Origin of the sequence: Luedemannella flava (assembly GCF_039528515.1) — a bacterium.
Lineage (GTDB): Bacteria > Actinomycetota > Actinomycetes > Mycobacteriales > Micromonosporaceae > Luedemannella > Luedemannella flava.
Window position 1 is genome coordinate 1 of the sequence record NZ_BAAALT010000251.1, and the last position, 17,749, is coordinate 17,749.

The 17,749-nt window shown below is 71.9% G+C and carries 20 protein-coding genes; 9 read left to right on the forward strand and 11 right to left on the reverse strand.

Annotated features, from left to right (window positions below):
- A partial coding sequence (locus ABD211_RS28525) for an aminotransferase class V-fold PLP-dependent enzyme (RefSeq protein WP_344138518.1) occupies positions 1–433 on the reverse strand: 433 nt, incomplete at its 3' end.
- Between the two features lie 166 nt (positions 434–599).
- Between ABD211_RS28525 and ctaC the strand changes: the two genes are divergently transcribed.
- The 4 genes from ctaC to ABD211_RS28545 all read left to right on the forward strand — a co-directional run bounded on the left by ctaC (position 600) and on the right by ABD211_RS28545 (position 3,649).
- The gene (ctaC, locus tag ABD211_RS28530; RefSeq protein ID WP_425560550.1) at positions 600–1,523 is read left to right on the forward strand and encodes an aa3-type cytochrome oxidase subunit II; all 924 of its coding nucleotides are present in this window, start codon (positions 600–602) and stop codon (positions 1,521–1,523) included.
- A 19-nt stretch (positions 1,524–1,542) separates the two neighbouring features.
- The gene (locus ABD211_RS28535) at positions 1,543–1,965 is read left to right on the forward strand and encodes a cytochrome c oxidase subunit 4 (protein ID WP_344138520.1); all 423 of its coding nucleotides are present in this window, start codon (positions 1,543–1,545) and stop codon (positions 1,963–1,965) included.
- Between the two features lie 98 nt (positions 1,966–2,063).
- Complete coding sequence (gene pnuC / locus ABD211_RS28540) at positions 2,064–2,666, forward strand: nicotinamide riboside transporter PnuC (protein WP_344138522.1); 603 nt, start codon at positions 2,064–2,066, stop codon at positions 2,664–2,666.
- Entirely contained in the window at positions 2,663–3,649 is a 987-nt protein-coding gene (locus tag ABD211_RS28545) for an AAA family ATPase (protein ID WP_344138524.1), read from the forward strand. Before pnuC ends, ABD211_RS28545 begins: the two co-directional genes overlap by 4 nt.
- Positions 3,650–3,695: 46 nt before the next feature.
- Here the strand turns inward: ABD211_RS28545 and qcrB are convergent, their stop codons facing one another.
- The 4 genes from qcrB to ctaE form a co-directional block, all read right to left on the reverse strand.
- Positions 3,696–5,297 (reverse strand): cytochrome bc1 complex cytochrome b subunit, encoded by a 1,602-nt coding sequence (qcrB, locus tag ABD211_RS28550; protein WP_344138526.1) that lies wholly within the window; start codon positions 5,295–5,297, stop codon positions 3,696–3,698.
- Positions 5,294–6,394: a cytochrome bc1 complex Rieske iron-sulfur subunit gene (gene qcrA, locus ABD211_RS28555; RefSeq protein WP_344138528.1), complete on the reverse strand. Its 1,101-nt coding sequence runs from the start codon at positions 6,392–6,394 to the stop codon at positions 5,294–5,296. The genes qcrB and qcrA overlap by 4 nt, the downstream gene beginning before the upstream one ends.
- Before the next feature lie 73 nt (positions 6,395–6,467).
- Positions 6,468–7,232 (reverse strand): cytochrome bc1 complex diheme cytochrome c subunit, encoded by a 765-nt coding sequence (gene qcrC / locus ABD211_RS28560; protein ID WP_344138530.1) that lies wholly within the window; start codon positions 7,230–7,232, stop codon positions 6,468–6,470.
- Positions 7,233–7,467: 235 nt separating this feature from the next.
- A complete protein-coding gene (gene ctaE / locus ABD211_RS28565) occupies positions 7,468–8,073 on the reverse strand; it encodes an aa3-type cytochrome oxidase subunit III (RefSeq protein WP_344138532.1) in 606 nt (201 codons plus the stop codon).
- Between the two features lie 152 nt (positions 8,074–8,225).
- Between ctaE and ABD211_RS28570 the strand changes: the two genes are divergently transcribed.
- From ABD211_RS28570 to trpD, 3 genes are read left to right on the forward strand one after another with little or no spacing between them, the layout of a single operon-like run.
- Entirely contained in the window at positions 8,226–9,215 is a 990-nt protein-coding gene (locus tag ABD211_RS28570; RefSeq protein WP_425560553.1) for a cytochrome c oxidase assembly protein, read from the forward strand.
- Entirely contained in the window at positions 9,212–9,622 is a 411-nt protein-coding gene (locus ABD211_RS28575; protein ID WP_344138534.1) for a response regulator, read from the forward strand. The genes ABD211_RS28570 and ABD211_RS28575 overlap by 4 nt, the downstream gene beginning before the upstream one ends.
- 34 nt (positions 9,623–9,656) lie before the next feature.
- Positions 9,657–10,730 carry an anthranilate phosphoribosyltransferase gene (gene trpD / locus ABD211_RS28580; RefSeq protein WP_344138536.1) on the forward strand — a complete coding sequence of 358 codons (1,074 nt, stop codon included), beginning with the start codon at positions 9,657–9,659 and terminating at the stop codon, positions 10,728–10,730.
- Positions 10,731–11,090: 360 nt separating this feature from the next.
- Here trpD and ABD211_RS28585 read toward each other — a convergent pair whose 3' ends face one another.
- The 4 genes from ABD211_RS28585 to ABD211_RS28600 form a co-directional block, all read right to left on the reverse strand.
- Positions 11,091–11,384 (reverse strand): type II toxin-antitoxin system PemK/MazF family toxin, encoded by a 294-nt coding sequence (locus tag ABD211_RS28585; protein WP_344138538.1) that lies wholly within the window; start codon positions 11,382–11,384, stop codon positions 11,091–11,093.
- Positions 11,371–11,631 (reverse strand): hypothetical protein, encoded by a 261-nt coding sequence (locus ABD211_RS28590; protein WP_344138540.1) that lies wholly within the window; start codon positions 11,629–11,631, stop codon positions 11,371–11,373. Before ABD211_RS28590 ends, ABD211_RS28585 begins: the two co-directional genes overlap by 14 nt.
- A gap of 10 nt (positions 11,632–11,641) precedes the next feature.
- Positions 11,642–12,253: a DUF6891 domain-containing protein gene (locus ABD211_RS28595; protein ID WP_344138542.1), complete on the reverse strand. Its 612-nt coding sequence runs from the start codon at positions 12,251–12,253 to the stop codon at positions 11,642–11,644.
- A gap of 64 nt (positions 12,254–12,317) precedes the next feature.
- The gene (locus tag ABD211_RS28600; protein ID WP_344138544.1) at positions 12,318–13,184 is read right to left on the reverse strand and encodes an alpha/beta hydrolase family protein; all 867 of its coding nucleotides are present in this window, start codon (positions 13,182–13,184) and stop codon (positions 12,318–12,320) included.
- A 49-nt stretch (positions 13,185–13,233) separates the two neighbouring features.
- Between ABD211_RS28600 and ABD211_RS28605 the strand changes: the two genes are divergently transcribed.
- The gene (locus ABD211_RS28605; protein WP_344138546.1) at positions 13,234–14,775 is read left to right on the forward strand and encodes an aldehyde dehydrogenase family protein; all 1,542 of its coding nucleotides are present in this window, start codon (positions 13,234–13,236) and stop codon (positions 14,773–14,775) included.
- Here ABD211_RS28605 and ABD211_RS28610 read toward each other — a convergent pair.
- Both ABD211_RS28610 and ABD211_RS28615 read right to left on the reverse strand, forming a co-directional pair.
- Positions 14,672–16,783 (reverse strand): hypothetical protein, encoded by a 2,112-nt coding sequence (locus ABD211_RS28610; RefSeq protein WP_344138548.1) that lies wholly within the window; start codon positions 16,781–16,783, stop codon positions 14,672–14,674. The genes ABD211_RS28605 and ABD211_RS28610 overlap by 104 nt on opposite strands.
- Positions 16,780–17,124 carry a PadR family transcriptional regulator gene (locus ABD211_RS28615; RefSeq protein ID WP_344138550.1) on the reverse strand — a complete coding sequence of 115 codons (345 nt, stop codon included), beginning with the start codon at positions 17,122–17,124 and terminating at the stop codon, positions 16,780–16,782. Before ABD211_RS28615 ends, ABD211_RS28610 begins: the two co-directional genes overlap by 4 nt.
- 269 nt (positions 17,125–17,393) lie before the next feature.
- On the opposite strand from ABD211_RS28615, the gene ABD211_RS28620 reads away from it, so the two are divergent.
- A partial coding sequence (locus tag ABD211_RS28620) for an alpha/beta fold hydrolase (RefSeq protein ID WP_344138552.1) occupies positions 17,394–17,749 on the forward strand: 356 nt, incomplete at its 3' end.

The following is a 17,749-nucleotide window of genomic DNA, read 5'->3' on the forward strand; positions in this document are numbered from 1 at the left end:
CGCCCACGCCCGGCACCGCGACCGCGGCCGCGAAGGCCGCGACGTCGACCCGCCCCAGCCGGTCGACCGGGACGCTGACCGCGGCGCCGCCGCGCGCGACGTGCCACTCGGCGGCGTGCAGCACGGCGGAGTGTTCGATCGCGGAGTGCACGAGCGTCGGGCCCGCGCGTCGGCGACCCTCCAGCAGACCGAGCACCCCGAGGTGGCACGCCCGCGTGCCGCTGCCGCAGAAGGCGACCTCATCCGGACGTACGCCCAATGTTTCCGCCGTCGCGGCCCGCGCCGCGTCGAGCAGCTGGCGTGCCCGGCGGGCCTGCGTATATAGACGTGTCGGATCAGCCCAGCCATCGGCGGACGCCACCGCGAGCGCCTCGGCCGCGACCGGGTGCAGCGGGGCGGCCGCCGCCACGTCGAAGTAGCCCTTGCCCGCCATGCGATCACGTTATCGCCCGCACCTCCCGACACACCGACCCCAGGCCGTACGTGCGCCTTGAGGTCGAGTAGTGTGCGACTCGTCGTCAGTCGACCTTGTCGTGTCCGCCTGTCCGGGACACGGTCTGTCGAACGACGCGGAGGCGCTGCTAAGGAGGCAGGAGCACGTGGTCGCAGAAAGGCTGTCCGGCCCCGACCGCCAGCGGAACACCCCCGTCCGGCGTCGGCGCACCGCCGCCCGACTGCTCGGGCTGGCTGGCACCGGAATCGCGCTGGTCGTGTCGCTGACCGGGTGCTCGGTCGACGACATCTTCTACTTCGGCTGGCCCAAGGGCGGCATCACCCAGCACAGCCAGCGCATGTTCGACATGTGGATCGGGTCGGCCATCGCCGCGCTCGTCGTCGGCGTGTTCGTGTGGGCGCTGATCTTCTGGTGCGTGGTGCGCTACCGCAAGCGCGGCGAGGAGCTGCCCCCGCAGACCCGCTACAACCTGCCGATCGAGCTGCTCTACTCGGTGGCCCCGTTCCTGGTCATCTCGGTGCTCTTCTACTACACCGCGATCATCCAGACGGACGTGAACAAGATTCCCGAGAACCCGGACGTCACCATCAGCGTGACCGCGTTCAAGTGGAACTGGGAGTTCTCCTACGACGGGCAGAACGGTCCCGGCGGCGTGCCCGTGTCCACCGTGGGCAGCAGCGACTACATCCCGGTGCTGGTCGTCCCGGTCAACAAGACGATCGTCTTCAAGCTGCACGCCGAGGACGTGATCCACTCGTTCTGGGTGCCGGAGATCCTGTTCAAGCGCGACGTGTTCCCGGGCAACGTGGTCAACAAATTCGCGATCACGGTCGAGCAGACGGGCCCGTACGTGGGCCGGTGCGCCGAGCTGTGCGGCACGTACCACTCGATGATGAACTTCGAGCTGCGCGCGGTCACGCCGGAGCAGTACGAGAAGTTCATCACGGCCAAGAAGGCCGGCAAGACGACGCCGGAGGCGCTGGCGGCGGCCGGCTTCAGCGGCAAGGACCTCTACGCCACGACGACCGTGCCGTTCGAGACCAAGCGCGACGCGAACACGGCGAGCTGAGAGCGCAGGAGACGACACCGTGAAAACTGAGTGGCGAATCTTCTTCATCGTCGCCGTCTTCCTCTTCCTGGCCCTGGGCGTCTACGCCTGGTGGACCGACTACGAGATGGGCGCCGTCGACTGGATCGGGTCCATGGGCCTGGCCCTGTCGGGCCTGCTCTGCCTGATGTGCGCGGGCTACTTCTGGTTCGTCTCGCGCCGCATCGACCCCCGCCCCGAGGACCGCGACGACGCCGAGATCAGCGACGGCTCCGGCGAGATCGGCTTCTTCAGCCCGGGCAGCTACTGGCCGCTCGGCGTGGCCGCCGCCACGCTGGCCGCCGGCATCGGCCTGGTCTACCTGGAGTGGTGGCTCGTCGCCGCCGGCCTGCTCGGCGTCCTCGGCGCGAGCGGCGGCCTGATCTTCGAGTACTACACGGGCACCCGCAAGGTCGAGCACTAACCCAAGGCATCCGACGAAGGGCCCGTCCAGCCGGACGGGCCCTTCGTCGTGCGGGGCCGTGACCTCGCGGTTCGCGAACATCCGTCATGATGGCCCGCATGTCATGGTCGGAGATTGCCGGGTTCGTGGCCGGCGCGCTGTCGGTGTGGCTCTACGCGCGGCAGAACGTGTGGGCGTGGCCCACCGGCATCGCCAACAGCGCCTTCTGGCTCGTCCTGTTCTGGGACACGGGCCTGTACCTGGACGCGAGCCTGCAGGTCGTCTACATCGTCCTCGGCGCCGCCGGCTGGTACTGGTGGCTGCGCGGCGGGCGCCGCGTCGGCCGCGCGGAGCTGCCGGTCAGCCGTACCCGGCCCGTCGAGGCCGGCATCCTCGCGGCGGTCGGCGTCGCCGCCACGGGCGTCCTGTGGTGGCTCATGGTCCGCGTCGACGACGCGGCCCCGCTGCCGGACGCGGCCACCACGGTCATCTCGCTCATCGCGCAGTACATGCTCACCCGCAAGCTGCTCGGCTCCTGGTACCTGTGGATCGCCGTGGACGTCGCGTACGTCGCGCTCTACACGTACAAGGAGCTGTATCTCACGGCGGCGCTGCAGCCGCTGTTCATCGTCATGTGCGTGATCGGCCTGCGCGGGTGGCGGGCCTCGCTGAGGGCCGCTGAAGCGCCGCTGACGGCCGAACCGGTGGCGGTGCACCCATGACCCTGGGTGTGGTCATCGGCAAGTTCCTGCCGCCGCACCGGGGCCATTCGTACCTCATCGAGGCGGCGCTCGCGGGGGCCGACCGGGTCGCGGTGATCGTGTGCGAGCGGGCGGACGACCCGATCCCGGCCGCGGCGCGCGCCGCGCTGCTGCGCGAGCTGCACCCGGCCGCCGACGTACTGGTCACCCCCGACGACATCCCGGCCGACGAGGGCGCCGTCACGTCGCGCGCGTGGGCGGAGCGGACCGTGGCGCTGCTGACGCCGCGGTACGGCGCCGGGCCCGACGTGGCCTTCACCTCCGAGGAGTACGGGCCACGCTGGGCGGGTTTCATGGGCGCCCGGCACGTGAGCGTGGACCCGGCCCGGGCGCGGTACCCGGTCTCCGGCACGGCGGTGCGCGCCGACCCGTGGGGCCGGGCTGAGTACCTGTCGCCGGGCGCGCGGGCCTGGTTCGTCACCCGGGTCTGCGTGCTGGGCGCCGAGTCGACCGGCACCACGACGCTCGCAGCCGACCTGGCGGCCCACTACGGCGCCTCCTGGGTGCCCGAGTACGGCCGGGAGTACTGCGAGAAGCGGCTGGCCGACGGGCCGATCGAGTGGACCTCGGCGGATTTCACGCACATCGCGCGCCACCAGCTGGCCGACGAGGACGCGGCCGCCCGGCAGGCGGGCCGGCTGCTCGTCTGCGACACCGACGCCCTGGCGACCTCCGTGTGGCACGAGCGCTACCTCGGCCGGCCGTCGCCGGAGGTTGTCGCGCTCGCCGCCGCCAGGGCGTACTCCCTGACGATTCTGACCTGTGACGACATCCCGTTCGTGCAGGACGGCACGCGGGACGGGGAGCACGTGCGCGGCTGGATGACCGGCCGGTTCCGGGAGGTGCTCGCCGAAAGTGGGCGGCCCTGGCTCGAGGTGCGCGGCGACCGGGAGTCGCGGCTGGCCGCGGCTGTGGTGGCGATCGACCCGTTGCTCCGGAGATGAGGAAAGGGCCCGTCCGATCCGGACGGGCCCTTTCCTCTCAGGCTGTTCAGCGGTGGCCGCTGGTCACCTCGTGCCGGTCGGCGTCCTCCACCGCGGTGGGCGGCTTCGGCGGGGCCGGCTTCTCGATGGCGAAGAAGAAGCCCTTGATCGCCGGCGCCAGGGCGCCGAGCCGGTTCATCTTCTTCGGCACGACCCAGCCGGCGTAGGGCAGCTCGGCCGGGTGGCCGTGCTCGTCGACCGGCGACAGCGGCTGGTGGACCTCCATGAACCGTCCGTCCGGCAGCCGTCGGATGATGCCGGTCTCCACGCCGTGGGCCAGCACCTCCCGGTCGTGCTGCTGCAGGCCGAGGCAGATGCGGTAGGTCACGAAGTACGCGATCGGCGGGGCGATGAGCAGGCCGATGCGGCCGGCCCAGGTCATCGCGTTCAGGCTGATGTTGAACTTGTCCGCGATGACGTCGTTGCCGCCCGAGAGCACCAGCACCATGTAGAACGCGATCGACATGGCCCCGAGCGCCGTGCGGAAGGGCACGTCGCGCGGGCGCTGCAGCAGGTGGTGCGACCCGCGGTCCTTCAGGAACCGGGCCTCGATGAACGGGTAGAGGATCGGCAGGATCGTCAGGAACGCGGGCAGCACCAGCGTGGGCCACAGCAGCGCCGGGATCGTGTACCCGAAGGCCCGGATCTCCCACGCGGGCATGAGGCGGGTCGAGCCGTCGAGGAACATGACGTACCAGTCGGGCTGGCTCGCCGCCGACACGACCGCCGCCTCGTACGGCCCGAACAGCCAGATCGGGTTGATCTGGAGCAGGCCGCCCATGAGCGCGATCACGCCGAAGACCAGCATGAAGAATCCGCCGGCCTTGACCGCGAAGCCGGGGAACATCCGCACGCCCACCACGTTGTCGTTGCGCCGGCCGGGGCCGGGCCACTGGGTGTGCTTCTGCTTCACCAGCAGGCCCATGTGCGCGGAGATCAGCGCCAGCAGTACGCCGGGGATCAGCAGCACGTGGACGATGTACAGCCGGGGCAGGATCTCGGTGCCGGGGAACTCGCCGCCGAACAGCGAGGTCGTGATCCAGGTGCCCGCCACCGGGATGGACAGCATGATCGCTGAGGCGATCCGCAGGCCCGTGCCCGACAGCGCGTCGTCCGGCAGCGAGTAGCCGGCGAAGCCCTCGGTGAAGCCCATCCAGAAGAGCAGCACGCCGATGATCCAGTTCGCCTCACGCGGCTTGCGGAACGCGCCGGTGAAGAAGATCCGGAACATGTGCACCACGATCGCGGCCATGAACAGCAGCGCCGCCCAGTGGTGCATCTGGCGCATGATCAGGCCGCCGCGCACGTCGAACGAGATGTTCAGGGCCGTCTCGTACGCCCGGGACATCTCGATGCCGCGCAGCGGCACGAAGCTGCCGTTGTACTTCACCTCGGTCATCGACGGGTCGAAGAACAGGGTGAGGAACGTGCCGGTCAGCAGCAGGACGATGAACGAGTAGAGCGCGATCTCGCCGAGCAGGAACGACCAGTGGTCGGGGAAGACCTTGTTGAACAGCCGCCGCAGCGGGGTCGCGCCCTGGAAGCGCTCGTCGAGCGCCTTGCCGGTGTTGGCCGGCAGCGCGGCTAGGTCAATCTTGCGTCGCTTCATGGCCGCTCCCAGAAGGCCGGACCGACGGCGACCTTGTAGTCACCGGTCGCGACGAAGTAGCCCTCTGCGTCCACGTCGAGTGGCAGCTGGGGGAGGCTACGCGAGGCGGGGCCGAAGACCGGTCGGGCGTTGTCGGTGATGTCGAACTGCGACTGGTGGCACGGGCACAGCAGGCGGTTGGTCTGCTGCTCGTAGAGGCTGGCGGGGCAGCCCGCGTGGGTGCAGATCTTCGAGTACGCGACGAAGTCGCCCCACTGCGAGCCGCCGTTGATGCCCGGTGGCCTCTCCGAGTTGTTGGCGTTCTTGTAGGCCAGCGCCGAATCCTCCGGCCGCAGGTGGATCAGCAGGGTGGGGGAGTCGGCCCACTTGTTCGACGCGCCGCCGGGGATGCCGGGGAAGACCGTCATCTGGCCGCCGGTGCTGACGTCCTCGGGCCGGATCGGGGTGCCGTCCTCGCGGACCAGCCGGACGGGGTGCCCGTCGTTGTGCTTGGGGTTCCAGCCGGTCTCGAAGAAGATCGCGTCCGGCTCGTGGGGCGACTTGATCAGGCCGCCGACCAGCGGCGCGACGGCGGCCGCGCCGAGGCCCAGGCCGGGCAGCAGGACCGCGGCCTTGAGCAGCGGGCGGCGCGCGATGCCGAGCTCGTCGCCCATGTTGACGATCGTAGCTCCGGTGAGCTGCTGCTCATCGTGCGCGGACGGCCCGTCGTGGCGCTCCTGCACCGAGATCTCCTCGGGCAGCAGCTTCTTGCCCCAGGTGATGATCGCCAGCGCGAGGAAGACGAGCGACCCGCCCAGCGTCAGGCCCAGCAGCGGGGTGTACCACTTGCCGGCGTTCGAACCGCCCTCGTACTCCCAGGGCCACCAGATGTAGAGGATCACGAACGCCACCGCGAACACGCCGGCCAGGGTGAGCATCAGCGCGATCGAGCGCTCGATGCGCCGCTCCACCTTGGTGCCCGGCACGGGGAAGCGGGGCTTGTAGTGGACGATCTCCACACCGTCCCGCCGCGCCCCCTCGCGGACCAGGTCGAACCGGGTCAGCGCCGGGTCGTCGACGTCGAAGGGCTCCTGCCCCTCGATCTGGTGCCCACTCATGCCGTCACCTCCGCTTCGCTCCGGTGCCGCCATGAGCCGACAACCGTGCTGATGATTCGCTCGCTGCGCTCGCTCATGACTTCCCCGCAATCCACAGCGTTGCGATGACGATGCCGACCATGCCGATCAGGAAGATCGCCAGACCCTCGGGCACCGGGCCGAGCCGGCCGAGGCCCCAGCCGCCAGGGTCCTGGTCGCTCTTGAGGTTCTGGATGTACGCGATGACCTGCATCTTCTCCTCAGGGGTGAGCTGGTTGTCACCGAACACCGGCATGTTCTGCGGGCCGGTGAGCATGGCCGCGTAGATGTCGCGGTCGGTCGCGTGCTCCAGCGTCGGCGCGAACTTGCCCGAGGAGAGGGCGCCGCCGCCGGCGCCGAAGGCGTGGCAGGAGGAGCAGTTCACCCGGAACAGCTCGCCACCCTTGGCGATGTCCTCGTCGCTGTCGGCGCGCAGGTGGTCGCCCGCGGGCAGCTGGGGGCCGCCACCGAGCTCCTGGATGTACTGGCCGATCTGGGCGGCCTCCTCGCGGGTGTACTGCGGCTCCTTGCGCTCGGCCTGGGCCTCCTGCCGGGCCATCGGCATGCGGCCGGTGGCCACCTGGAACTCGACGGCCGCCGAACCCACGCCGATCAGGCTCGGGCCGCGGTCCGGCACGCCCTCGGCGTTGCGGCCATGGCACGAGATGCAGCTGTTGTCGAAGATCTGCTTACCCTCGGTGGCTGCCGCCGACAGGCCCTTGGTGTCCTCGGCCGACGCGGACTGCAGGCCCGGGGCGAAGGCGGCGTACAGGGCGCCGAACAGGGTCAGGGCGGCAACCAGGCGCAGGCCGGAACTCACCCGGCGACGTGTCCGGCTGCGGGCGCCGACCGGACGCCGCAGCGCGCCCGGTCGCAGTCGCCGATGCCACGTTCGGCGGGACGCTCCACCGGGCGGGCCGGCGGGCTTGTCAGAACCAGTCATGGCCTCACCAATCCTGGCGGCCGGCAGGCAGCCGCGCTACCAAATCTGGGGGCGGCCGGCAGGCAGCCGCGATTGAACATGAACTTTGTGTCGACAGTGGGCGGACGGGCCGCTACTGCAGGAAGTAGATCATGCTGAACAGGGCGATCCACACCAGGTCCACGAAGTGCCAGTAGTAGGACACGACGATGGCGGCCGTGGCCTGCGCCGGCGTGAACCGCGCGAGGGTGGTCCGGACCATGAAGTAGATGAAGGCGATGAGACCACCGGTCACGTGCAGGCCGTGGAAGCCCGTCGTGAGGTAGAACATCGAGCCGAACCCGTCAGCGTTGATCTTGACGCCCTCGTGCACCAGCTGGCGGTACTCGTTCGCCTGGCCGAGCACGAAGACGAGACCCATCACGAAGGTGAGCGCGAACCAGCGGCGCAGGGCGTGCACGTCGCCCTTCTCGGCCGCGAACACGCCCATCTGGCAGGTCACCGACGACAGCACGAGGATGACCGTGAAGGTCACCGCGTAGGGCAGGTTGAGGACCTCCGTGTGCTTCGCCCACTGCTGTTGACCGAGCTCGGTCGCGCGGATGGAGAAGTACATGGCGAAAAGGGCAGCGAAGAACATCAGTTCGCTGGAGAGCCACACGATCGTTCCTACGCTGACCATATTGGGCCTGGTCAACGAATGGATCTGACTCTTCGGAATGGCTGGGGCCGCAGTCACGCGGTCATTATTGCCCGCGATCAGGTCAGCGTGTGTGCGGGGTGGGGCCGCCGCGTGTCGTGCCTTTCTGACCTGGGCCTTTTCCCCGGTACGGGCGACAGCCCGCAGGGCCGCCGGTCGGCGCCGGTCGGCCAGGGAATAGCCTGCACGGCGTGGTGACCCCCGCGCTCGCGAACCCGGTCGCCGGCGCCGCTCCCGACGCCGGCGACATCGTGCTCGCCCACGGCGGCGGGCTGCCACCGCTGACCCCGGCCGGCTTCCTCACCCAGGCCGAGCCCGCCAACCTGGCGGCCGTCCTGGTGGTCGCCGGCGCGGCCGCGTACCTGGCCGGCGTCGTGCGGCTGCGCGGTCGCGGGGACCGGTGGCCCGTCGGGCGTACCGCCGCGTTCCTCGGCGGCCTGGTCGCCATCGCGTCGGTCACCGTGACCGGGATCGCGGCCTACGACACGGCGCTCCTGAGCGTGCACATGGTCCAGCACATGGTGCTGTCCATGATCGCCCCGATCCTGCTGGCGCTGGGCGCCCCGGTGACGCTCGCGCTGCGTACCCTTCCGGCGAAGCCGCGCGCGGTGCTGCTGGCGGTGGTGCACAGCCGGGTCGCGCGGATTCTCACGTTCCCGCTGGTCGCGTTCGGGCTTTTCGTGGCCAACCCGTTCGTGCTCTATTTCTCGGGGCTCTACCGGGCCACGCTCGAGCACTTCTGGCTGCACGAGTGGGTCCACCTGCATTTCATCATCACCGGCTGCCTGTTCTTCTGGCCGCTGCTCGGCATCGACCCGTTGCCGGGCCGCATGTCCTATCCGTTGCGGGCGCTGCTCATGTTCCTGTCGACGCCGTTCCACACCGTGCTGGGCCTGACCGTGATGCAGAGCGCCAGCCTCTTCGGCGGCGACTGGTACCCCAACCTCGGGCTCACCTGGGCCGACCCGTTCGACGACCAGCGCCTCGCCGGCGGCATCCTGTGGGCGGGCGGCGAGATCGTGAGCGTCGTCATGCTCGGCGCCCTGGTCGTGCAGTGGATGCGCGCCGCTGAACGGGAGGCGCGCCGCATCGACCGGGCGCTGGACCGGGCCGAGGCCGAGGCGGCCCGACAGGCTGAGTACGATCTGCAACAGCTACGAGGTGGGAGCGTCCAGGCATGACCGAAACGTCCGCGCCGGCCCGCAAGGCCCTGGTGCTGCTGTACAGCGACGACGCCGCGGTGCGTGAGGCGATGCGCCTCGCCATCGGCACGGAGCCGACGGCCGACCTGTCGGTCCGGTTCGTGGAGGCCGGCACCCACCACGAGGTGCTGCGCACGGTCGACCGCGAGGATGTCGACCTGGTGATCCTCGACGGCGAGGCGGCCCCGGCCGGCGGCCTGGGCATCTGCCGGCAGATCAAGGACGAGGTCCGCGACGCCCCGCCGGTGATCGTGGCCATCGCCCGGTCGGCCGACCGCTGGCTCGCCGCGTTCTCCGGCGCCGAGGGTACGCTGGAGCACCCGCTCGACCCCATGACGACCGGGGAGACCATCGCGGCGGTGCTCCGCGGGCACGCCACGCGGTAAGCTGCGGGCCCACATCGATACCCCGGAGGTCCCCGTGGGCGAGCGCACCTGGCCTGATCTGCTGACCGCGCTGCTGCGCGGCCAGGAGCTGTCGACCGACGACACCGCCTGGGCGATGGGCGAGATCATGGCGGGCAACGCGACGCCCGTGCAGACCGCCGGGTTCGTCACCGCGCTGCGCGCCAAGGGCGAGACACCGTTGGAGCTGGCCGGCCTGGTGAAGGCGATGCTCGGCGCGGCGGTCCCCGTCGACCTCGCGCCGCTGCTCGGCGCCGACGCCGCGCGCGACGCCGTCGACATCGTGGGTACGGGCGGCGACCGCGCCCACACCGTCAACATCTCGACCATGGCGGCGCTCGTCACGGCCGGTGCCGGGGTGCGCGTGGTCAAGCACGGCAACCGGGCCGCCTCCTCCGCGTGCGGCACCGCCGACGTGCTGGAGCAGCTCGGCGTCCCGCTGGAGCTCGGCCCCGACGAGGTCGCCCGCTGCGCCGCCGAGGCGGGCATCGGTTTCTGCTTCGCCCCCCGTTTCCACCCCGGCATGCGCCACGCCGCCGTGGCCCGGCGCGAGCTGGGCATCCCCACGGCCTTCAACTTTCTCGGGCCGCTGACCAACCCGGCCCGTCCCCGCGCCGGCGCGGTCGGCTGCGCCGACGCGCGCATGGCCCCCGTCATGGCCGGCGTCTTCGCCGGTCGGGGCGACTCGGTGCTGGTCCTGCGCGGCGAGGACGGCCTCGACGAGCTGACCACCACGACGGCCACCCGCGTGTGGGCGGTGCACGACGGGTCGGTGCGCGAGGTGCTCATCGACGCGGCTGATCTCGGTCTGGCCCGGTCCAGGCCTGAGGACCTGCGCGGCGGCGACGCGGTCTTCAACGCCGACGTGGTGCGCCGGGTGCTTGCCGGCGAGACCGGCCCGGTGCGCGACGCCGTGGTGGCCAACGCGGCCGCCGGTCTGGCGGCGTACGAGGGGGCGCTGGGCGGCGATCTTGTCGCGGCGCTGCGTGACGGCGTGGCGCGGGCGGAGAAGTCGATCGACTCCGGCTCGGCGGCCGCCAGCCTCGACCGCTGGATCACCCTCGCCAGCTCCCTGGCGCCCGCTGCCTGACCTTCCGTCCGCCGTCGGGCCCTTCCCTCCGCCGGCTCGGCAGCAAAAAGCCGCATAAGGCCCTAACTGTTAGTCCATTGTGGATTCGTGGCCGTATCAGGGCACCCTGGCGCCGCAAAGCGCCCACGAATCCTAAGTGGACCCTGTGCCGACGCCTCCGAGCGCTGCTCCGCTCTGGGATTGTGCGGGAAATTGGCCCCCTGGCGGGCCTCAAGTGGGCGCATGAATCCACTGTGGACCGCATCAAGCGCGGCCTTTAGTGCGAATATCGCATAATTCGGGCGTCGGGCGTCGGGGGCGCGGCACAGGGCGGGCGGGGCGGGGAGGGCGGCGCGGGCGCAGTGCGGGCGGGGCGGAGGGCTAGAGGTCCTGGATGGTGCGGAGGGCTCGGGAGACTCGGTTCATGGTGTCCGTGTCCGCTACGTCGGCCAGCTCCACGAACCAGACCTTCAGGGGCGAGGAGAGGCGGTCGGGGAGGACCAGGTGGTCGTCGCCGAGCTCGACGGCCAGCGGGGAGTCACGCAGGCGTTCGCGTTCGACGACCTCCGCCACCACGACGATCGGGACGTCGGTGCTGTTGAAGATGTCCGAGCTGATGATCAGGCCGAGCCGGGAACGCGTGCCGTGGATGACCCAGACTTCACCTCGGCGCAAGCCGGGCACCTCCGAAGACCGCGCGGTCGACGGCCTCGATGTCCTCTTCGTCGGCGAGCGCGTCCTTTTCCAGGTCGAAGCCCGCTCGGCGGACGGCGTCGGCGTGGGCCGTGAAGATCTCGCGCAGGACGCGTTCCTGGGCGGCCCGGTCCATCCAGGCGGACAGGGACATGCCCGCGCGTCTGGCGGACTCGCGGGCCGTCTCGATGGTGGCGTCCGCGAAGGAGAGGGTCACCTTTGCCGTCATGTCGGGCATCCTACTCCTGGTATGACCGGGAGTCATCCCGTCGGCGGCGCCATTCGAGCGGGAGGAGGATCCGATGGGCGACTTTTCCGTTCCACGCGGGGGACAGGCCGTGATCGCGGAGGGCGGCCACGACCTCGTGCCCGATAGCGACGGCGGCGTCCGAGCCCGGCTCATGGGCGCCGTAGCTGAGGTAGAGGCCCTCGCCGGAGACGGCGTGGGCCGTGTCCTGCACGTGGAAGAACGTGTAGCCGCGGGCCGGCCGCCCGGCCTTGTGGGCCTGCTGCAGCTCGGCGCGGATCTCGTCGGCCCCGCACGTGCCGCAGCAGCTGTAGTGCTGGCGGGCCACGACGCCGACGTCGTCGAGCGCGGCGAACGCGGCGTCGAGGCGCTCGCAGTCGGTGGGCGTGGGCCACGCCTGCTGGGCCTCGCGGTGGGTGGCCAGCGCCTGCTCGGCGACGGTGCGGGCCGCGCGCCGCAGCCGGTCGTGGTCGGGCGCGTGCTGCCCGAACCGGGCCAGCACCTCGTCGACGATCGCGTCCGTCGGCAGGTAGCCGGCGGTGACCTCGGCCGTCACGAAGTCATGCACGTCGTCGAAGAGGGTGGCACTCAGCGGCGTCGTCATGCGCCCAGTCTGCCAGGCTCGCCGGACATATTCAGGCGTGTTGACGTTTACGCAGGTCAACGTCCTATGCGAGGGACCCCGCGAAGTCGGTGACCCACCCGGCCAGGGGCGAGGCGGCCCGTACCCACCGGAAGTGGTCGAGGTCGCCCGTGGCCTGCGCCGCGCCGAGATGGCGGCGTTGCACGGACGTCGCGCCGAGTTTCGCGCAGAGATGGTCCACAGTGGCCGGCGGCGTGTAGCGGTCGTTGTCGACGCTCACCGCGAGCACCGGCGTCGTCACGCTGGCCAGCGCGGACTCGGCGTCGAAGTCGCCCATCATCGGGTAGCGGCCGTGCCGGGCCGTGTGCGCCCAGTCGCCGATCACGCCCTTGGCCTGCACGCCGCCGAACGTCCAGCCGGGCCAGTAGCCCAGCGCGCCGCTCAGGCCGGCGATGGCCTGCGTGTAGCCGAGCACCGCGTACCGGCCGGGCGCCGGGTAGGTGCGCCAGTAGGGCAGGCCGCACGCGACCAGCGCGATGCCGGCGACGGGGTGGGGCGCCGGGCCGGAGCCGACGGCGACCCGCGAGGCGCCCACGTGCAGCAGCGCGGCCTGCCCGCCGAGGGAGTGGCCGACGAGCAGCAGTCGCCGCCCGGCCAGCGACGGCGTGAGCCACTCCCGGACCGCGCCGACGTCCCCGACCAGGTCGGCCATGCCGTAGCGGGAGGCGCGCGACGGGCGGGGCGTGCTGGACCCGGTGCCGCGCAGGTCGGCGACGACGACCTCCATGCCGGCCTCGGCGAGGGCCGTGGCGAAGGGCCGGTAGTAGCCGGCGGGCGTGCCCATGGCCGGCCAGAGCATGGCGACGGTATCGGCGTCGGGGGAGGCGTACCGGTGCAGGCCGAGGCGGTCGGCGCCGCGGTCGAGGTACTCCTGGGCGTAGGGGAGGGGCATGCGCCCACCTTACTGATTGGTAACAACGGGCGCGACTACGATGCCGATCATGCGTACCGTTACCTCCCAGCTCGCCGCCGGCGCCACCGCGACCGTGGCGGGCACCGTGACCTCCGTCAACCCGGCCGACCTCGGCGACGAGGTCACCGAGGTCCAGCTCACCGACGCCGCCGGCCTCGTCGCCGCCGCCCGCGCCGCGCGTGCCGCCCAGCCCGCGTGGGCCGCGGTCCCCGCGCCGGTGCGCGGCCAGGTGATCGCGTCGATCGGGCGCATCGTGGAGGCGAACAAGGCCGCGCTCGCGGCCCTGGTCACCCGGGAGATCGGCAAGCCCTACGCCGAGGCGCTCGGCGAGGTCCAGGAGATCGTCGACACCTGCGACTTCTTCCTCGGCGAGGGCCGGCGCCTCTACGGCGAGACGGTGCCGAGCGAGATGCCCGACAAGCAGCTGTTCACGTTCCGCGTCCCGGTCGGGGTGGCCGCCGTGATCACGGCCGGCAATTTCCCGGTCGCGGTGCCTTCGTGGTACCTGGTGCCCGCGCTCCTGTGCGGCAACGCGGTGGTCTGGAAACCGGCCGAGTACGCCGCGGCGAGCGCGCAGGCGATGTTCGACCTGTTCGTGGCCGCCGGCCTGCCCGACGGGGTGCTGCAGCTCGTGCACGCGGACGGCCCGGCCACCTTCGACGGCCTGGAGCAGGCGCTCGGCCAGCGCCTCGTCGACAAGGTCGGCTTCACCGGTTCGACCGCGGTGGGCGAGCGGATCGGCGAGCTGTGCGGCCGGTACCTGCAGTCGCCCTGCCTGGAGCTGGGCGGCAAGAACCCGATGGTGGTCACGCCCGCCGCCGACCTGGCCCTCGCGGTCGAGGGCGCGCTGTTCTCCGGCTTCGGCACGGCGGGCCAGCGCTGCACCTCACTGGGCACCGTGATCGTCCACGAGGACGTGCACGATGCCTTCGTCGACGCCCTGACCAGCGCCGTCGCCGCGGCCCGCCTCGGCGACCCGCGCGAGGACGTCCTCTACGGCCCGCTGCTGTCGCCGCGCTTCGCGCAGCGCTACGAGGAGTACCTGGACTGGATCGGCGGGCACCACGAGGTGCGCGGCGCGACCGGTCGGATCACGGCCGACAACCCGCGCGACGGCTTCGTGGGCGACCCGGCCGCCGGCCTGTTCTACCACCCCGTGGTCGTGGACAACGTGCAGCCCGACGACCGGCTGTTCCTGGAGGAGACGTTCGGCCCGATCATCGGCATCGCCACGTACCGCGACCTGGACGAGGCGATCGCGTTGGCCAACCGCCCCGGGTACGGGCTGTCGTCGTCGATCTACACGACCGACCCGACGGAGGCGTTCCGGTTCCGGGCGGGCGTCGGCGCCGGGATGGTGTCGGTGAACAACTCCACCTCCGGCGCCGAGGCCCACCTGCCCTTCGGCGGCAACGGCCGGTCGGGCAACGGCTCGCGTCAGTCGGGCCGCTGGGTGCTCGACCAGTTCACCCGCTGGCAGTCGATGAACTGGGACTACTCGGGACGGCTGCAGAAGGCGCAGATGGATACGGCCGCCATCGTCCCGGACCTGTCGTACCGGCTGGCCTGACCGGCGTGGCGTCGGCGGGCCGGCGGATCGCGAACCGGCCCGCCACCCAGGCGAGCGCCATGCCCGTAAGCACCGCGCCGGGCAGCAGGGGAACGAACTCCTCGCCGTCGAGGCTGAGCGGCACCCAGTCGGACAGCGAACGGGGCAGCAGCGCGTTCGCCAGCACCGCGGGGTAGGCAACGACGACGCTGAGCGGCAGGACCGCGGCCCACCAGGCCACGGACCGGGCCGGGCGGTCCGCGCGCCGGCCGCGCGCGACCGCCATCGCCGCTACCACCAACGGCAGCCCGGCCAGCCGTGACCACCGTTCGATGAGGACGGTTTCCAGGACGACGGGAGCGGCGCCGAGCAGGCCCAGCAGGATCACCCCGGCCCATCCGGGCAGCGCCGTCGCGCGCACGGTGAGCGCGCACGCGACGGACGTCAACGCCAGAGCACCCGCTGTCACCACGGTTCCCGCGATCAGGACGGCGGCGGCCACCGTCGGCGCGCCGGCCAGTTCGACCCCGTTGTCCGACGCGAGGAGCGCCGGCCCGCAGTAGGCGGCCACCACGATCGCGCCGGCCAGCAGCCGCCGGTCGCGCCCGGCGGTCGCGTCGGTCCCCAACCGGGCCGTCCGCCAGGCGATGGCGAGGACGGCCACGGCGGTGCCGACGACGGCCGCGCCGGCGATAGCGCCAGGTAGGCGTGGGTGGTCGAGCGCCACGTTCGCCGCGAACAGGACGACCGTGGCCGGCACGGCGGAGGTGACGCGGCGGCCGGACCGGGCCAACGCGAGCACCAGGCCGATCCCCATCAGAAGCACGGCAGCGAACCGCAGGTCAGCCGCCCAGGGAAGTCGCCAGGCGTGGCCGACGGTCCAGTCGTCCGTGATCACCGCTGCTCGCAGGGGTGGCGTGACCAGCCCCAACGTCGTAGCCCACACGGCAGCGCCGAGCAGGACCAGAGCGGGCCCGACGGCGCGCGGGACGCCCGGCACCGCCCGCCGTCCGGACCAGGGCGGGAGCGCAGGGTCGTCCGCCGCGGGCAGGGGCAGCGGTTCCCGCGCGCCGCAGGCCAGGAAGGACACGGCGAACGCGGTCGTCGCGAGCACGATCCCGGGCAACAGATCGGGCAGCACATCGAAGATCGGATCGCTGTTCCAGGTGACGAACGCGGCGACCGACTCGTCGCCCATCAGGACCGGGTACCACAGGACGAGGCGGAGGCCGGCGATCGCGTCCGGCCGGGCGTCCGGGAACAGCAACACCGTGGTCAGCATGGCGACGAGGGCGGCTGTGAGCAGGGCGCCGCCCATGGCGATCGCCGTCGTCGCCAGCGGTCGGGTCGGGGTGGTCCGGCGCGCGTAGGCCAGCAGCGCGAGCAGAGCCGCCAACCAGGCGGCCACGGCGAGGCCGGTGACCAGCAGACGCTCCGTGACCACGTCGGGCGTTCGCCCTTCATGGAGGAGCCAGCCGCCGACGACCCCGACCGTGAGCAGGGCCAGGGTCGGCGTCGTGCCGAACAGCCGCGTGGCGGCGAGCCGGCGCCCGACCAGGGCCGCGAGGGGCAGCACGAGCAGCACACCCAGCCAGCCGAGCACCGCGACGCGCGGGTGGACCTGCAGCGGCAGGTCGGGCCTGAGCGGAGGGCCGTAGCCCTCGAACAGACTGATCAGCGGCCTGGCCGTTCGGAAGGCGAGCTCCACGACCAACCCGCCGAGGTAGGGCACCAGCAGCAGGAACAGCGCGCCGCCGGTCAGGCGCCACACCGGGCCGGCGACGTTCGCGGCGGCTCGCGGGCCCGCCCCCGTGGCGGGCCGTGAGACCGCCAGGCTGAACGCGAAGCGCAGCTGGCGGGTGGCGCGCGTAACCGCGCCCACCGTGGCGTCGTGGCGCAGCGCGTGCACCTCGGCGGCCCACTCGCGGGCCATGTCGTCGCTCAGCTCGGCCGGCCAGCGCCGCGCCGCGACCCGTAGCAGGGCGTCGGCGATGGTGTCCGGAAGGCCCCGGCGCGTGGTGGCGTTCATGCCGGCGCCCCGTTGGTGGCGGTGCGGGGTTGGCCGGGCCGGGTGGCGGGGCGGAGCTGGTCGTAGAGCTCGGCCAGTTGTTGGCGGGCGGAGACGAGGCCGTCGGGGGAGAGCAGGTAGTAGCGGCGGGCCGGCCGGCCGGCGGCGGACGGGTCGATGTCCTCCCATTCGGTGCGCAGCCAGCCGGCCGCGTGCAGGCGGGTGAGGATCGGGTAGAGCGTGCCGCTGGGCAGGCCCGTGGCGGCCATGAGGTCGAGGCCGTAGCGGGGCTCGTCGGGGTCGTCCAGCAGCGCGGCGAGAATCCGCGTGACGGGAAGCGTCAGGCGTACCGGTTCAGGCATACTCGGAACTCTACATAGCCCCTCCACCGCTGTCGACCCGTCGTCGTAACGACCGTCCGACATGGATGGTGAGCGGGCGGTAGTAGTTGACAATACCTATGGGATAGCTAGTATTTTGGGCATGTCGCGATCGTACGTCGACCTCCTCCGGGTCGCCTCCGCCGCCTGTTGTCTGTGACCCCGCTCCGCCCCGCGGGCGGTGTGCCGCGGAACAGCACCCCCGCCAGCCACCATCGGTGCGCTGTAGGCCGTACTCGCCGGAGGTTTCTATGTCTGTCGATCAGTTGGCGGCGTCCGGGGTGGCGCGGTGGGCGCACCAGTGGCAGCCGCGCACCGGCGCGCCGCCGCGCGGCACCGTGGTCGTGATCCCGGGGCGGGGCGAGCGCGGCGGCGTGTACCGGCGCCTCGGCGAGCGGCTCGTCAACGACGGATACCTGGTCCGGGCGGTGGACGGGCTGGACGACCCCGAGGGTCTCGACGCCGACCTGCTCGCCGCGCTCGACGGGCCCGGACCGGTGGTGCTGCTCGGCTCCGACACCGGGGCGCTGTGGGCGCTGGCGCGCGCCGACCGGCTGCGCGCGCACGGCGTGCCGCTGGCCGGCGCGGTCGCGGCCGGGGTGCCGGC

Excerpts from the sequence above, each read along its gene's own strand:
- ABD211_RS28605 (WP_344138546.1), top strand. The coding sequence starts at position 13,234 with ATGCGTACCGTTACCTCCCAGCTCGCCGCCGGCGCCACCGCGACCGTG.
- ABD211_RS28575 (WP_344138534.1), top strand. The coding sequence starts at position 9,212 with ATGACCGAAACGTCCGCGCCGGCCCGCAAGGCCCTGGTGCTGCTGTAC.
- pnuC (WP_344138522.1), top strand. The coding sequence starts at position 2,064 with ATGTCATGGTCGGAGATTGCCGGGTTCGTGGCCGGCGCGCTGTCGGTG.
- ABD211_RS28545 (WP_344138524.1), top strand. The coding sequence starts at position 2,663 with ATGACCCTGGGTGTGGTCATCGGCAAGTTCCTGCCGCCGCACCGGGGC.
- ABD211_RS28595 (WP_344138542.1), bottom strand. The coding sequence starts at position 12,253 with ATGACGACGCCGCTGAGTGCCACCCTCTTCGACGACGTGCATGACTTC.
- ABD211_RS28590 (WP_344138540.1), bottom strand. The coding sequence starts at position 11,631 with ATGACGGCAAAGGTGACCCTCTCCTTCGCGGACGCCACCATCGAGACG.
- ABD211_RS28600 (WP_344138544.1), bottom strand. The coding sequence starts at position 13,184 with ATGCCCCTCCCCTACGCCCAGGAGTACCTCGACCGCGGCGCCGACCGC.
- qcrA (WP_344138528.1), bottom strand. The coding sequence starts at position 6,394 with ATGAGTGGGCACCAGATCGAGGGGCAGGAGCCCTTCGACGTCGACGAC.
- ABD211_RS28615 (WP_344138550.1), bottom strand. The coding sequence starts at position 17,124 with ATGCCTGAACCGGTACGCCTGACGCTTCCCGTCACGCGGATTCTCGCC.
- qcrB (WP_344138526.1), bottom strand. The coding sequence starts at position 5,297 with ATGAAGCGACGCAAGATTGACCTAGCCGCGCTGCCGGCCAACACCGGC.
- ABD211_RS28610 (WP_344138548.1), bottom strand. The coding sequence starts at position 16,783 with ATGAACGCCACCACGCGCCGGGGCCTTCCGGACACCATCGCCGACGCC.